Annotated in this window: 10 protein-coding genes; 2 read left to right on the top strand and 8 right to left on the bottom strand. The window is 59.9% G+C overall.

Features of this window, described 5'->3' with window-relative positions:
* Window positions 1-4: 4 nt before the first annotated feature.
* Both AB4Y35_RS19120 and AB4Y35_RS19125 read left to right on the top strand, forming a co-directional pair.
* The gene (locus AB4Y35_RS19120) at window positions 5-3,232 is read left to right on the top strand and encodes an efflux RND transporter permease subunit (protein ID WP_368705470.1); all 3,228 of its coding nucleotides are present in this window, start codon (window positions 5-7) and stop codon (window positions 3,230-3,232) included.
* Window positions 3,233-3,234: 2 nt separating this feature from the next.
* On the top strand, window positions 3,235-4,740 hold the full coding sequence (locus AB4Y35_RS19125) for an efflux transporter outer membrane subunit (RefSeq protein ID WP_368705471.1): 1,506 nt from the start codon (window positions 3,235-3,237) through the stop codon (window positions 4,738-4,740).
* Window positions 4,741-4,825: 85 nt separating this feature from the next.
* On the opposite strand, the gene AB4Y35_RS19130 is transcribed toward AB4Y35_RS19125, so the two are convergent.
* The 8 genes from AB4Y35_RS19130 to AB4Y35_RS19165 all read right to left on the bottom strand — a co-directional run bounded on the left by AB4Y35_RS19130 (window position 4,826) and on the right by AB4Y35_RS19165 (window position 15,458).
* Window positions 4,826-6,226, bottom strand: coding sequence for a hypothetical protein (locus AB4Y35_RS19130; protein WP_368705472.1), 1,401 nt, complete (start codon window positions 6,224-6,226; stop codon window positions 4,826-4,828).
* The gene (locus AB4Y35_RS19135; protein WP_368705473.1) at window positions 6,223-6,483 is read right to left on the bottom strand and encodes a PAAR domain-containing protein; all 261 of its coding nucleotides are present in this window, start codon (window positions 6,481-6,483) and stop codon (window positions 6,223-6,225) included. Before AB4Y35_RS19135 ends, AB4Y35_RS19130 begins: the two co-directional genes overlap by 4 nt.
* Before the next feature lie 249 nt (window positions 6,484-6,732).
* Complete coding sequence (locus AB4Y35_RS19140) at window positions 6,733-7,443, bottom strand: hypothetical protein (protein ID WP_368705474.1); 711 nt, start codon at window positions 7,441-7,443, stop codon at window positions 6,733-6,735.
* Window positions 7,444-7,474: 31 nt separating this feature from the next.
* Window positions 7,475-8,197, bottom strand: coding sequence for a hypothetical protein (locus AB4Y35_RS19145; RefSeq protein WP_368705475.1), 723 nt, complete (start codon window positions 8,195-8,197; stop codon window positions 7,475-7,477).
* On the bottom strand, window positions 8,187-10,133 hold the full coding sequence (locus tag AB4Y35_RS19150) for a hypothetical protein (RefSeq protein ID WP_368705476.1): 1,947 nt from the start codon (window positions 10,131-10,133) through the stop codon (window positions 8,187-8,189). The genes AB4Y35_RS19145 and AB4Y35_RS19150 overlap by 11 nt, the downstream gene beginning before the upstream one ends.
* The gene (locus AB4Y35_RS19155; RefSeq protein ID WP_368705477.1) at window positions 10,126-12,639 is read right to left on the bottom strand and encodes a type VI secretion system Vgr family protein; all 2,514 of its coding nucleotides are present in this window, start codon (window positions 12,637-12,639) and stop codon (window positions 10,126-10,128) included. Before AB4Y35_RS19155 ends, AB4Y35_RS19150 begins: the two co-directional genes overlap by 8 nt.
* A 540-nt stretch (window positions 12,640-13,179) precedes the next feature.
* Window positions 13,180-14,502: an MFS transporter gene (locus AB4Y35_RS19160; RefSeq protein ID WP_368705478.1), complete on the bottom strand. Its 1,323-nt coding sequence runs from the start codon at window positions 14,500-14,502 to the stop codon at window positions 13,180-13,182.
* Window positions 14,503-14,609: 107 nt separating this feature from the next.
* Complete coding sequence (locus AB4Y35_RS19165) at window positions 14,610-15,458, bottom strand: class II aldolase/adducin family protein (RefSeq protein ID WP_368705479.1); 849 nt, start codon at window positions 15,456-15,458, stop codon at window positions 14,610-14,612.
* Between the last annotated feature and the right edge of the window lie 94 nt (window positions 15,459-15,552).

Consider the following 15,552-nt stretch of genomic DNA (forward strand, 5'->3'; position numbering starts at 1 on the left):
GGCCATGAACCTCTCCGAACCGTTCATCCGCCGCCCCATCGCGACCACGCTGATCGCCGTGGGCATCGCGCTCTTCGGCATGCTCGCGTTCAAGCTGCTGCCGGTCGCGCCGCTGCCCGAGATCGACTTTCCCACCATCAACGTGACCGCGCATTTGCCGGGCGCCGATCCGAACACCGTGGCGACTTCGGTGGCCACGCCGCTCGAGCGCCAGTTCGGCCAGATTGCGGGCATCACACAGATGACCTCGGTGAGTTCGCTCGGCGCCACACGCATCACGATGCAGTTCGACCTGAACCGCAATATCGACGGTGCGGCGCGCGACGTGCAGGCGGCCATCAACGCGGCGCGCACCAACCTGCCCGCGAACCTCGACGGCAACCCGACCTATCGCAAGGTCAATCCCGCCGACGCGCCGATTCTCATCATCAGCCTCACCTCCGACTCGGCCACGCGCGGGCAACTCTACGACGCCGCCTCCACGGTGCTCCAGCAAAAGCTGCTGCAAACGCCGGGGGTGGGCGACGTGACCGTGGGCGGCGGCGCGCTGCCCGCCGTGCGCGTCGAGCTGAACCCCGACCGCGTGAGCCACTATGGCGTGAGCCTCGAACAGATCCGCACGGCGATCGCCAATGCGAACGCGGACTTGCCGAAGGGTTCCGCCGCCCTCGCGGGCGTCTCGTATACGATCGGCGCGAACGACATGCTGTACACCCCCGCCGACTACGCGCCGATCATCGTCAAGCGCGTGGGCAACGACGTAGTGCACATTTCCGATCTCGGCTACGTGCGCCAGGACGTGGAGAACCTGGAGAACTACGGGCTCTCGGACGGCAAACCGGCCGTACTCCTGATCGTCTACAAGGAGCCGGGCGCGAACGTCATCGACACGGTGGACAACGTCAAGGCCGAGCTGCCCTTTCTCGAAGCCTCGATCCTGCCGACCATCAAGCTGAACATCCTGATGGACCGCACGACGACGATCCGCGCCTCGCTGTTCGACGTCGAAGTCACGCTGATGATCTCCATCCTGCTCGTGACCGCGGTGACATTCGCGTTCTTCCGCAGCTGGCGCACGACGCTCGTGCCCGCGATCGTCGTGCCGCTCTCGCTGCTGGGCACCTTCGGCGTGATGTATTTCCTCGGCTTCAGCCTGAACAACCTCTCGCTGATGGCGCTCACGATCTCCACCGGCTTCGTGGTGGACGACGCCATCGTCGTGGTCGAAAACATCATGCGGCATCTTGAACGCGGCGAGCCGCCCGTGCAGGCCGCATTGCAGGGCGCGCGCGAAGTGGGCTTCACGGTGCTCACGATCAGCGTCTCGCTCGTTGCCGTGTTCATTCCGCTGTTGTTGATGGGCGGCATCGTCGGGCGGCTCTTTCGCGAGTTCTCGGTGTCGCTTTCCGTGGCGATCATCATGTCGATGCTGATCTCGCTCACGGTCACGCCGATGCTCTCCAGCGTGGCGTTGCGCGGACAACACGCGGGGCACAACGAAGAGGAATACCCCGATTCGCGCTTTCACCGCTTCTACGCCCGCACGCTCGGCTGGGTGATCCGCCATCCGCTCCTGATGGGCATCGTCACGATCCTCGTGCTCGCGCTCAATGTGATGCTCTACGTGGTCGTGCCCAAGGGCTTCTTTCCGCAGGAGGACACGGGGCGGCTCATCGGTTCGATCCAGGCTTCGCAGAGCATTTCGTACCGGCTGATGCAGCAGAAGTTCCGGGCCATCTCGAAGCAGGTGCTAGCCAATCCCAACGTTCAGGCCGTGGGCGGTTTCATCGGCGGCACGAACGCGATCAACACCGCGCTGCTGTTCGTCACGCTCAAGCCGCTCGGCGTGCGCCATGTGGGCGCCGACCAGGTCATCGCGCAGATCCGCCGCACGCTCGGCGACATTCCGGGCGCGCGGCTCTACCTGCAATCGGCGCAGGACATCACGGTGGGCGGACGCCAGAGCGCGGCGCAGTACCAGTACACGCTGACCGCCGACGACCAGGGCGACCTCGACAAGTGGGTGCCGAAGGTGGTCGCGCAGATGCACAAGATGCCGATACTCGAAGACGTCAACACGGACCAGCAGGACAACAGCATGCAGGCCACCGTGGGCGTGAATCGCGATGCGGCGGCGCGCCTTGGCGTGAAGTTCAGTTCGATCGACAACGCGCTTTACGACGCTTTCGGGCAGCGGCAGGTCTCGACGATCTACCGGTCGGCCAACCAGTACCACGTCGTCATGGAGCTCGCCCCCGAGTACTGGACCGATCCCGCCGCGCTCAAGGGCATTTATGTGGCCGCGGGCGCACCGAGTTCGGGCCAGAGCGGCTCGAGCGGCAACGGCAGCCCGACGGGGGCGAGCGTCGCGACGTCGGCGAGCGAAGCGGCGGCGACGGCGGCAGCCGCTTCGGCCGCCGCCGTGGCGGGTCCCGGCAGCACGACGAACACGCCCTCGACGGCCGTGCTCTCGAACGGCCAGGCGCTCGTGCCGCTCGCCACCGTGGCGCACTTCACCATCGACCGCACGGCCATCTCGATCAATCACCAGGGCACCTTCCCCGCCGTCACGGCCTCGTTCAATCTCGCGCCCGGCGCCTCGATCGGCGAAGCCACGCGCGAAGTCGACGACGCCGTCGCACAGCTGCGCATGCCGGCGAGCATCACCGGCAACTTTGCGGGCACGGCGCAGGTGTTCCAGCAGGCAGTGGCGAGCGAACCGCTGCTGATCGTGGCGGCGCTGCTTTCCGTGTACATCGTGCTCGGCATGCTCTACGAAAACCTCATGCATCCGCTCACGATTCTTTCGACCCTGCCCTCCGCGGGCGTGGGCGCGCTGATCGCGCTGCTCGTCACGCACACGCAGCTTTCCATCATCGCGCTGGTGGGCGTGATTCTGCTGATCGGCATCGTGAAGAAGAACGCCATCATGATGATCGATTTCGCCATTACCGAAGAGCGCGAACGCAAGCTCGCCGCCGAAGAAGCCATCAAGCGCGCGGCGCTGATTCGCTTCCGCCCGATCATGATGACGACGAGCGCCGCGATACTCGGCGCGCTGCCGCTCGTGTTCGGCTCGGGCTACGGCTCCGAATTCCGCAAGCCGCTCGGCATTTCGATCATCGGCGGGCTGCTGTTCAGCCAGATGCTCACGCTCTATACGACACCCGTCATCTATCTGTGGCTCGACCGCGCCTATCAACGCTTGCGTCGCCGCAAGAAGGAAGCATGACCATGAATACGTCAGCCGTTTTCGCCATGCCACAGCTGCGGCGCTGTGCGGCGGCGCTCGCGCTCGCCGCGCTCGCGGGTTGTGCCATCGGCCCCAACTACAGCAAGCCTGCGGTGGAGATTCCCGCCACGTTCAAGGAAGGCGTGGACTGGCAGCGCGCGCAGGTCAATCCGCAGGCTGCCCTGTCGAGCAGCTGGTGGACCGTCTACGACGATCCCACGCTCACGCAGCTGATCGAGCGCTCGCTCAAGGCCAATCAGTCGATCGTCGCGGCGGAAGCCGCCTACCGGCTCGCGCAGGCCACGGTGGATGCCAGCGTGGCAACCCTCTTTCCCGTGGTCACGGCGGGAATGTCGGCCACAAGAAGCGGCACGGGCACAAATGCCGCGACGGGCGGCGTGAGTTCGACCACGGGCACCGTGCCCGGCGTGCACAACAGCGTGAGCGTGAGCGCCGCGGCGAGTTGGGAGCCCGACCTCTGGGGGCAGATACGCCGCGAGATCGAATCGAGCAAGGCGAGCGCGCAAGCCTCCGATGCGCAGCTCGCGGGCGAGCGCCTGTCGATCACCGCGAGCCTCGCCGACGACTACTTCGCGCTGCGCCAGGCCGACTTCGACATCGCCTCGCTCAAGCAGCAGCAGGCCATCGATTCGCGTCTGCTCGACATCACGCGCACCGCCTATGCGCAGGGCACCGCATCGAACGATGACGTGCTGACCGCGCAGGACACGCTCGAACTCGTGGTGGCCGCGTTGCAGGGCACCGAAACCTCGCGCGAGCAGGACGAGCATGCGATCGCCATGCTGATCGGCGTGGCGCCGGCGAGCTTCACGTTGCCGCCGCGTACGGACTATGCGTTCAACACCCCGGCCGTGCCGCTCGCGCTACCGTCGCAATTGCTTGAGCGGCGGCCCGACGTCGTGCAGGCCGAGCGCTCGGCGGCAGCGGCCAATGCGAAGATCGGCGCGGCGGAAGCGGCGTTCTTTCCGATACTGGACCTGAGCATCGAGGGCGGTTTCGAACACAACACCTTCGCGCATCTGTTCTCGCTGCCGAGCCGCGTGTGGACGCTCGGGCCGGATATCGCCGCGACGATCTTCGACGCCGGCGCGCGCACGGCAGCCGTGCACGAAGCGCGCGCGACCTACGACGAAGCGGCGGCCAACTATCGGCAGGCGGTGCTGGGCGCGTTCCAGAACGTCGAGGACAGCCTCTCGTCGTGGAATCATCTCGCGCAGCAGGAAGCCGCTTACGCGAATATTTATCAGCGCAATCAGGCCTTGTTCGCCAGCACGCAGGCGCAACTCAGTGCGGGCACCGCCAGCGAACAAGGCTTGCTCACCCAGCAGCTCACGTTGCTGCAGGCTCAGCAGAGCTTGAAGGATACGCAGTCGCTGCTGATGCAGAGCAGCGTGGCGTTGATCAGGAATCTGGGCGGCGGGTGGCAGTGGGATGAGAAGGCGGGGGCCGCTGTGGTGGGTGATGGCGGCGAGAAGGCGGTTCAGTGAGCTGCTCTGGTCCAGAGACGCCGCCACCGCAACGACCCAGCGGCGCGCCCTTATGTGCAAGTCGCCACAATTCAGCGCGCTTTGCTTACCACGGCAAACCGTTATAAAAATCGTTTGCTACCTGATTGCGTCTCACAATAGAAAAAATGGCGTGCACGATCAGGAGCACGATGAAACCCCCAAGCACGCCCATGAACCAGCCGACAGACGCGCCTGCGTCCTTGAATGCCAGAATGACAAGTGCGGCGATACAGGTTGTCATCAAAATAAAACTGATGCCAAGTGGTGTAGGCAACCGCTCCTCGATATCTTCAACCGGTGCGACGGCTGTGCCTACGAGATTCAGCATCACTCCCGCCTGGCGGGGCGTTGCCAGCAGTTGCGTACCCTGACCATGCTGCACCATGCGGGCGGCAAGCGCTTGCACGAGAAGGGTATTGACCGGTCCCGGCAAGCCAATGGCAGCGTCCAGATCGTGGGCCGCAACATCGAGATTCACGTCCCTCATAGCCGTCAGCGTTGCGTGCTTGCCCTGTGCGGGCAAATGCGTGAGCCATAAATGCTTGATGCGCTCCAGCGGCGACTGCTGCGCCGCCAGCAGCGTTTTCAGGACGTCAAATACGTTGTCCATAGCAGCGGCTGCCGGGCGGAACACCCAGGCCTCAGGTTTGAGCCTTCCCTTACTGTTCGCAACGGTCGCGCGGGACGCAAACAGCATCGATACAGCGGCTTCAGAGCAGGTCGGTTCAGTTTCCGTCGCATGAAGCTGCCATGCGACCACCAGGCAGTATTCCGGAGCGTTGCTGCTGGAAAGCCACTTCCCGATCAACCCCATATCGACCGGGTCCGCTACGCGCGAAATCTCCACGAATCCGAAATCTGTCGGCACGAGTTTGCGCAGCAGCGACCGCAGATCATTGAGATCATCGTCGCGGTCCGACTGGACGATAATGCTGAACGTATGGCGGCATGCCCTGTTGTTCATGTAGGACGTGAACGGCGTAACCAGTTGCTCCAATACCCGCTGAGTGCGCGACATCGACTGCCCCTTCACCTCTATCGCAAGCGCCAGCGTCTTGCCCTTGTTCGCTGGGGAGTTCCCCTCAAGCCCGAGCATGCGCGCGGCCAAATCGTCTTCCGGCGTCAGCGTAACGCTGCCGATGATCGCCACGCGGGCCTGCGCCCACCGTCGCCAGCTAGAATAGGTCCGTTTGCACAAGTTGTTCCAGATATCGACACGCTCCACCCGGTCCTCATGATGCAAATGGAGAAAGTTGCTCATCGCGCCTCCCAGCAGGAGTGGAACGAGCAGGATACGTACAAAAAACTCCGCGCTAATAATCGACTTGCCCTGTTTCCAGTTCAATACCGTGCAGATGAGACAGACAACAAAAGCGAGGACAAAGACAACTATGTAGACCCATGCTGGCGGCGGCTTGCCATGCTCAAATTCTGGCACGTTCGGCTCGATCCATTTCATGCTCATGTGTTGTTCTTCATCCCTGAGTCGCTTGCGATCACCAGACTTCCGCATTGCGTGCGACACCTATCGACAACCCACTTTCGGCCACCTTCCTTGTAACCTTCGCCGTGTTCGACAATCGGATTATCGCCATGTTCGGGACAGGTCACGATGTCGCCAAGCAGGGCTACCCTGTGACCACCGATCTTGAATGATGCGCTCGCGGTCTTGACCACACCGCCGTGCGTGGTCTTGTCGTCTTTGCGTACCGGGTTTTTCATTGCGTCCTTCAATTGAGTTCAACGATACGCAACATGGTCGTGCGTCATGTAGGTACAACCGGTCCGAGACAGTTTCCTAGCGAATGGCTTTGCACAACCAGTCTCTAGCGCGCCGCGATGGCCGGTCTGGTTCTATCAAAGACACGACGGGATCACCTGAAAATTTGGAAATTGGTTTTCCCTTTCCATCAAAATGGTCGAAACGAAAGCCACATTGAGTTTCCACCTCGTTTCTGTGCAGGCTTTCTATCATCTCAGAACAGCATCAGGGTTTGTCGGCTTGATCGAGGCGTCGCATGTAATGTGATCTTGACCAGATGGAGTTTGCATTCCTCCCGGAGCAGGGACGCTATGCTCAATGTGCATTCCAGCCGGCAACGTTTCTTTTGAAAGATATACGAATCCATGGCGCATCGGATACTTCGTCGTTGTTGTTTTGCTGGATGTGTTACCGAGCTTCCGAGTAACATAAACTGCATCAGTTGTCGCGGTGATGGTGAAATCCTTCGATTCTTCGTAGGGGTTGAAACTTCCCTTTATATAGGTCATGCCATCAAACGTTCGTCCGCCGTCTGTTGAGTAGGCCATCGTTGGATTGCAGCCGCGTTCGCCATCGCCGCATACGGTATGCGGTGGAGTCGCTGCCGGAAACACCAGATTCCGGCCGGTGGGATCAGCGTTGATAACGCGCCCCTGAAAGTTCTCAACAGTGCCACGACCGAGATAGCTATGGATTCCGGACTTCGTGTCGTTGTAGAACGTATTGCCGTAGTTACAGTCCCGGTAATGCTCCAATGTCACGAAGCGATGGTCGTCAATACGATAGATCACCTGCGGTGGCGAGTCGTAGGGTAGTTCCTTTGCGGAGAGAAAGTCCGCGAGGTTGAAAGACCATGGCTGCTGTCCCGCGCAGCCGATGGTAGCGACGGGCAGGGCGAGTGCGACGAATTTTCCAGCCACGATAGTCTTTCCCGTATTGAATGCACTCAATTTAGCGCCCACGCGCGAGCGGCGCGTCGGGGTTCGTCGGCTTGATCGAGGCGTCGCAGCGTATGCGATCTTGACCCGATGGCGTGTGAAGTCCAGCAAGGTAGTCGGGCCGCGTCGATGCCGAAAAGCTGTCACCTGTGACACCAGCTGGATACGGCTTGCTCAAGTCAATACCGGGAACCATTGGAAATTCAGTGACATACGCATCACCACTACTCAGTTTCCTCTCGACATAAATTTTCTCTTTCGTTACTGATACTGTGTAATATTTTGAATATTCAAATGGGTCGAAATTATTTCTTGAATAGACTACGCCATCAAATGTTTTTCCTCCATCAGTTGAATAAGCCATCGTCGGATTGCAACCGCGCTCGCCATTACCGCACACGGTAGATGGTGGAGTCGCGGCCGGAAACACCAGATTCCGGCCGGTTGGATCAGCATTGATGATTCGACCTTGAAAGTTTTCGACATTTCCTCGCCCGAGATAGCGATGGATTCCGGCCTTCGTGTCGTTGTAGAACGCGTCTCCGTGGTTGCAGTCCCGATAATGCTCCAACGTCACGAAGCGATGGTTGTCAATGCGATAGATCACCTGTGGCGGTGAGTCGTAGGGTAGTTCCTTTGCGGAGAGAAAGTCTGCGAGGATGAAGGACCATGGCTGCTTCGCGGCACAGCCGATAGCAGCGACGGAAAAGGTCAGTACGATGAGCTTACGAACCACGATAAATTTCCCCATATCGAATACGTTTCGCTTCCGCGATGCTGGTTTCCTCGGCAACAGTAGTCCAGTCAATCGAGTCAGGCTTTTCAACCGTATCAAACGTACCGTAGTCGAAGTATGTATCGTGCCCGCTTGTCCACTCGGCCGCCTTTATTAGATCAATCCAGAACTCACGGTCCTCGAAGGAATCGCAGAAACCCACTGGAAGATCCCACGCAACAACGCGCGTCATGAATTCGGTATTCGATGGAAGCGTACTGTGATTGGTCGGCTCAGGCTTGTATTTTGTAATGCGATCAATCACTTCTGTGCCGGATTCGATTGTTCTCTGCTTCCCGGAATTGCCGTACACATCATCATGCATAGCATATTTTTCCGGCTGGTAAATTGACGCGTAGTACGGGAAAGTTTTGTCTTCAAATGAACCAAGATTCGGATTATTCAATTCGGCATTGAATTTTCCGTATTCTGACGCGTCCTTTCGTGACTTCTCAAAGAATGTCATCTCTTCTGCAGTCAGTGGGTTTGGCACCTTCTCTGCATTCACCGTCACAGTCTTATTTGCGTTCGGGACCGCCCATAAGAAAGGCAAACCGAAAACTGCGCCCGCTACGCGACGATTGCCGTTCCAGAAATCGGCGGGCTTCGCGCCAGGCACGAGTTGACCCTCCGCGATCGGCGGCAGTGAGCCGAATTTGCGTACACCTGGTTCATCGCCAACTGGCATACTGCGCGCCAGCATGCGCTGTTTGACGGTATCACCGAGCTCATTAAGCAGCTTGTCGTCCATGCCCTGCCAGCCGATGCTTTGCATGGGTGTCGCACCCATCACGCGATCATGGGGCGTAAAGTAGACATACATTCGCCCGTGGTTATCCCGCTCCGGTACACCATAGTTCAGTTTCAAGTCAGGTCGCCAGAAGTTCATGTCCTGCGAAGCGCCGACATGCAACTGCTGCATCGCCGCTTCGGTATAGACATGCTTATCCTGTTTGATTCGGTTGGCGACAGCCTTGAAGGTATTTGCACGGGCTTCAGCAGTTGGCCGCTCGCCGCCGCACGTCATCACATCCGTTATCTTGTCGTCCAGTGCAAATGGCGAATTCATCACGAACACGGCATCAGGCGCGCGCTCCTTGCAGAGCAGCGTCGCGGCCATTGCGATCATGGTGCCCTGACTGTGCGACATTAGCGTAATGGTGTCGCGCGGGTTTTTCGCTCGAATTTTGTCAATCAGTTTCGCCAAACGCTGCGTAGCGCGAGAGTAGTAAATGCGCGGCGGCGCGTCCTGCAGTTGGCGATCGACCTCAGTGTTAAGGTGTTCCATGTCGAAACCGTAGATATAGCGCGAAAATCCTTTGTCACTCCACAATTGCTGCAAGTTGTTTGTCCCATTCTGGAACGCGCCACCGCCCCAAAACCACGGCCCCGTATCCTTGAAACATGCCGGTGCCCAATTATTGTCGCCTTCAAGATTGCGTAATGGCACCTTCCATCGATGTAGTTCAGCGTAGTCGCTTCGATAGCCCCAATAGAAGCGGATCACCGGCGAATTCCCGTTTTCAGCGGGATCGAACTGGCGAGGGATCGCCTTTCCTGTTCGGGGATCAATGGATATATACGCGTTCGCTTTTAGCTTCGTATCCTCAGTCCGCCCGAGCCTGACATTTAGGCCCTCACAGAGACCCTCTTCAGCCGCGTCATACCACTCCCCTTCCGAATTCACACCATGCACGAAGATGATGATGCCAGGCATATGCGGCGGCACGCGCGCTTCGGCGCGCACCTGATAGCCTGCAGGTGACTGAAATGACTCCCAGAAAGGTCGTCCAAGGTGGTCACGCTGCATTGGCACGACGTTGGTCATCACATCGCGCTGAAACGGTCCTGACCGCGCGTCAGTCTGGGTATCCGGTTGGCTGTTCTGCTTATCCATTGGATGAGGCCCCTTTGATTTTCGAAAGCATCAACTTGATGCCCTGCGCAACGTCGTTCTGTGTCAGTGAGGTTTCACCATTTTTAGTCGTGACGCCTTCAACGATACGACCGTCTGCCATCTGAATCTTGTACGCGCGATTCACTAGCGGTCGGCCCGTAATGCCGTCACTGAGAATGAAACGCTCATCGCTCGGCGCATCGGTCTGACTGAACTTCGGCAAGGGAAGCGACAGCGATCCCGGTCCCTGTTTATCCATATCGGGGACCTTGATGATAAGGTCCCCAGCACCGCCAATTTCGACGTTATCTCCGTGAACCTTGATGTACGCCGAGCCGCCACCATTCAGGACAATGCCGTTCGCTGCAGTCGCGGTAAGCGTTCCGGCGACGCTGAAGAATTTCATGTCTAATTGCGAAACAAGTTCCATCGCATCCGACTGCGCCTGAATCTGCACCTTGCCGCGCATTGCCGCGATAAAGATGCCAGTGCGTTGCGCGAATAACGAAACCGTCTCCGCGGCGGCCAGGGCAATGTTCTTCAGAGCACTAACGTTGAAGCCCAACGAGGTGGCGAAACTCGTATCCTTGCCCGTCGATACCATCATGCGTTGCGGGGTCGCGATCCCAACGCCGTTTGGAGCTGACAATGCGAGCACCGCCTTCTTCAGGCCCACCAGTTCGCTTTTCAGCCATTCATTCTCGGCCTTGATGTCGGCAATTTCGGTCTTTGCCATCGTTGCGGCCGCAGCCAGCCCCTGAGCCTGCGCCTGAGTGATATTGAACTGGCTCGATACGGCGTCCATGTCCGTAAACTGGCCCTGCGCCTTCTTCTGCTCATTGGCGGACAAAAGCAGGCCGCCCCCGGCCCGGACGTGCCCTTTAAGGTCCGTACGAAGCTCGAAGCCCTCGCCTCTTGCCTTGTTCAGGCGATCTACCGCATGACCCAGGTTAAGCTGAGATTTGCCACACTCCGTGGCGAGCTTGATATGTTCCTCGCCGCTGCGGTCGTCCATCTGGAGCGTGTTGTTGCTGCGCGTGCGTATCGTGTGCCGCATGGCCCATGGATGACCGACGACGAGCGGGTCCGTGTGCAGTGCCGTATGCAGTACTTGAGATATGAACGGCCTGTCAGGATTACCCCACAGAAACGCCACCGTCACGACGGTTCCGGGTTCAAGGCCGAAGTGAAAGCCCGTTTGCCCTTCTCCCGCAAATGGCTTTGCCAGCCGCATCGGGCAGCTTTCCACGCCCGGCGTGCGCGGGTCGCGATCCGGATGGAGGTTGACGATATAGCGCCCCTGATCGTCCAGGTATGGCCCCACGTAGTCTTTCGTCGAAGCAATCGTGCCAGTAACCACGCCCTCAATGCGAGGCCACGTTTCTTCCTTCAGCGGTATCCGGAATTGCCGATCGCTCGGAATGGCCGAGAATTCGACCTTGTAGCCTTCCTTGCGCGACGCGCTGCATGTCATGCTGACAATCAGCAGCCCGTACTTCACGTCAGGCAGATCGCGGTTCGACAGCTTCAGCACACAAGAAGGCCACGGCTCCAGCATGTCGCCCGTCCCGCGGTAGACGACCTGTTCCGCAATTGCCGCCTCCTGCCTGAGTTCCGTCTCGCGCGCGGCGTCATTTTCGTCATCCAGATCGAGCCCCCACATGTAGGTCTCGCCGTAGGTCGTCCGGTCCCCGTTGATCGCAGTCGAACCGTTGATTCGCTCGTTGTTCGGCTGCTCGGGGCTAAAGCTGCGCACCGAGAACTTCGCGGGTTGCATTGTTGCGCGCATCTCCAGAGACCGTACCGACTCGCGAGCGACCGTATGAAGGCCGTTTAGCTCCTGGTACGGATACGTGAAGCGCGCATTGTCGTGGATGTACTTCGAGTAGTCGTCCCCGAAGCGCACGACCTCACAGCGCTTGCCCGTCTCGCACACAAACCATATGCCGGCGCGCCTGCACAGGCGCGTAATGAATGCAAGATCATCCTCGCCCCACTGCGCGATAATCGCGCGCTTGCGATAGGAGCGGTAAAGGCCGAACTGGTAATCCGCGAAAATCTGGTTGAACTCGTGTTCTCTGAGAATCCTCTCAATTACCTCGGGTTCGCTCATGTCGAAAAAGTAGCGAACGCGTGGCCTGTTGCACAGCAGCGCAAGGCGCGATTCGAGGGTGACCTCGTACAGGGATTGAGCATGATTGCTGGCAATCTGCGCGAAGGCGGTAACCATTCCCTGGACGCGCTGCGGCGCCTCTGGCTCGCTCCAGCGGCTTACAGGCGGGGGCTGGATGACAAACGAGCCCATCCGGTTGATGTAGTCGCTACGCGAGAGGTCGTGCTGGGGATGGGTGAACTGGATTGTGTATTTCGTCGGCTCGCCGATGGCACGCGTGCCTTTGAACGAATAGATGTCGGCCAGCGCCGAACTCGCTGACGAAGGTATGTCGAGGCTGTAATACTGGTGAATGTCGATACCGGGGCGCACCAGCGGATCGCGTGAATTCAAGGATTCAACTCCTTTGAACGGCGACGGACTATCCGGCACCAGCGCTTATCCTTTTTCAGAATTCGAGGCAGCGCAATCGAACAAGTCTGAAAAATGGATCAACGCCGATGCGCGATGTATTAAATCGGTTCGGCTTGACATTCGACAAGGCAGCCTCGGGACTACCCAAGTCGGTGGATCCCCGAAAACTGTAAGAATTTTCCTCGCTGGCACACGCGTCCTGCGAGACCACGACGCAATTGCGTGCGGTGCTTGGGTGGTGCGGCCGAAAGCGGCCTTCATGCTGGGGATCGTTGGAGAGAACTGGGCCCGAAGCACCGGCGACGCCGCCGTTCAACGTTCACCGTGCTGCCCTGCATCTCGATGATGATCGCGCCGAGGCGAGTTAAAGCGGCGGTTCTACCCGCCGCGAGCATCGACCGTGACGCAATTGCTCTGGACTACGAGTGATTCATGACGACTGGCTTGACAGCGATTTCCCAAGCCTGCCATTCGAAGAAGTCCACACCGAACGCTACGGTGCGGACCATTGAAGCTTGCTTAGTGATTAACAAGCCGCTTGGGCAGCCCAAGCACAAGCAATCCGCCAATCGAAAGACACGCCGCCAGCGTATACACGCCCAGATCGGTCGAATGCGTCTTGTCGATGATCCAGCCGATCACGTAGGGGCTCACGAAGCCCGCGAGGTTGCCGACGGAGTTGACCACCGCAACGCCCGTAGCCGCAGCCGCACCTGCAAGAACCGCAGTAGGCAGGCACCAGAACTGGCACAGCGTCGTCATCACGCCCATGGTAGCGACGGTAAGGCCAATCATCGCCAGCGTGACGTTGCCGCTGCCTGCCGCCACCGCGACGATCCAGCCTGCCGTGCCGATCAGGCCCGGCAGCGCAAGGTGCCAGCGGCGCTCGCGCCGTGCGTCCGAGCTACGGCCAACAACGACCATCGAGATTGCCGCCGCCGCGTAGGGCAAGGTGGTCAGCAGACCGATCGTGAGCGGGTCCTTCACACCCGAGCCCTTGATGAGCGTCGGCAGCCAGAAGCCCACGCCATAAAGCCCCATGATGAAGAACAGATAGATCACGCTCAGCACCCACACCATGCGGTTCGTGAAGCCGTCGCGGAACGAGTGGGACTCCACGCGGCTCGCATCGGCCGCGATGTTGACGATCAGCGTTCGCTTCTCGTCGTCGGTGAGCCACCTGGCCTGCTCGATGCCCTTGTCGAGCATGAGGATCACCACGACGCCGAGCACGAGCGAGGGAATCGCCTCGATCACGAAGAGCCACTGCCAGCCCGCCAGCCCGTGCGTGCCGCTCATCGAATGCAGGATCCAGCCCGAAAGCGGCCCGCCGATCACGCCCGAAATGGGAATGCCGGTCATGAAGAGCGCGATGATCTTGCCGCGCCGCTCGGCGGGAAACCAGTAGGTCAGGTAGAGGATCACGCCGGGGAAGAGCCCCGCTTCCGCGAGACCCAGCAGAAAGCGCAGCGTGTAGAACATGGCGGGCGTCGTCGCGAACATCATGAGCCCGGAGATGATTGCCCATGTGATCATCACCCGCGCGATCCAGATGCGCGCGCCGACCTTGTGCAGAATGATGTTGCTCGGCACCTCGAAAATGAAGTAGCCGATGAAGAAGATGCCGGCGCCAAGACCGTACACGGTTTCGCTGAAGCCCAGGTCCTTGAGCATCTGCAGTTTCGCGAACCCGACGTTCACACGGTCGAGATAGGCGGCCACGTAGCAGAGGAACAAGAGCGGCACCAGGCGCCACGCGACCTTCGCGTAGAGCGCCGACTGCGATGTTTCGGCGCTCGGGAAAGACGTGGACGCGGCGAGCGTAGGCCTCGACGTATTCATGGGGTTGTCTCCGAAGATTATTGTGCGCGTGGCCGCTCGCGCATGTTTTCTTGCGCCGGCGGCCCGCAGTGCTCAGTCAAGCGTACATCTCGAGCGAAACAAACAACTTAATCAAACATATCCGGCTGCGTCGCCACCAGCTGATCCCAGATCGCCTGGAAGTGCAGCCAGCCGATGTACTCGCTGCCCACGTGCTCGCGGCTATAGCGCGCACGTTCCTCCGGCACGAGGCGCGGCGTGACGCCGGTGGCGTCGACCATCAGCTGCTGCTGGCAGCAACGCTCGAGCGCGATGAACCAGAACGCCGCCGACTCGATGCTGTGACGGCTGGCCGTCAGCAAGCCGTGGTTCTGGTGAATCGCGGCCTTCACGCCGGCGAACGCGTTGGCGACCTTGTGACCGGCTTTCACTTCCACGGCGACCTGGCCCGCCTCGTCGCCAATCACGACGTGGTCTTCGAAGAACGCGCAGGCGTCCTGGGTGATCGGCTCGATCTTCTTGCCGAGCGCCGCGAAGGCGGTGCCGTAGACCGTATGCGCATGGCACATCGCCACGATGTCGGGGTGCGCTTCGTGCACGGCCGCGTGCAGCACGAAGCCGGCGCGGTTGATGGCGTACTTGCCTTCGACCACGCGGCCTTCGTGGTCCGCGAGAATCAGGTTCGAGACCTTGACCTGCGAGAAGTGCACGGCCATCGGGTTGGTCCAGTACAGCTCGGGATGCTCCGGATCGCGCACGGTGAGGTGCCCCGCGAAGCCGTAGTCGAAGCCCTGCAGCGCGAACGCGCGGCACGCGGCGACGAGGCGCTCTTTCAGGTGCTGCCGGTGCTCGGCATGATTCGCGAACGTCGGCAGTGCGGGAAAAATCAGATCCTTTTGCTCGGGCTGATAGATCGAGATACGACCGTTCAGGTCGATTGCCTTCGTGGCCTGGGCCGTCTCCATCACTTCGGACATGCTGCGTCTCCTTTCCAATCCTTCCGTTCGATGGCTGACATCTTGTCCGGCTCTCGACGCGTTGACAAACGATGGATGTTCATGAAAACATGAG

The sequence above is a fragment of the Paraburkholderia sp. EG286A genome (assembly GCF_040965375.1).
In the GTDB taxonomy this organism is placed as follows: Bacteria; Pseudomonadota; Gammaproteobacteria; order Burkholderiales; family Burkholderiaceae; genus Paraburkholderia.

Bases quoted from the DNA above. Each gene is read 5' to 3' on its own strand.
- AB4Y35_RS19135 (WP_368705473.1), bottom strand. From the start codon at position 6,483: ATGAAAAACCCGGTACGCAAAGACGACAAGACCACGCACGGCGGTGTG.
- AB4Y35_RS19125 (WP_368705471.1), top strand. From the start codon at position 3,235: ATGAATACGTCAGCCGTTTTCGCCATGCCACAGCTGCGGCGCTGTGCG.
- AB4Y35_RS19130 (WP_368705472.1), bottom strand. From the start codon at position 6,226: ATGAGCATGAAATGGATCGAGCCGAACGTGCCAGAATTTGAGCATGGC.
- AB4Y35_RS19150 (WP_368705476.1), bottom strand. From the start codon at position 10,133: ATGGATAAGCAGAACAGCCAACCGGATACCCAGACTGACGCGCGGTCA.
- AB4Y35_RS19165 (WP_368705479.1), bottom strand. From the start codon at position 15,458: ATGTCCGAAGTGATGGAGACGGCCCAGGCCACGAAGGCAATCGACCTG.
- AB4Y35_RS19160 (WP_368705478.1), bottom strand. From the start codon at position 14,502: ATGAATACGTCGAGGCCTACGCTCGCCGCGTCCACGTCTTTCCCGAGC.
- AB4Y35_RS19120 (WP_368705470.1), top strand. From the start codon at position 5: ATGAACCTCTCCGAACCGTTCATCCGCCGCCCCATCGCGACCACGCTG.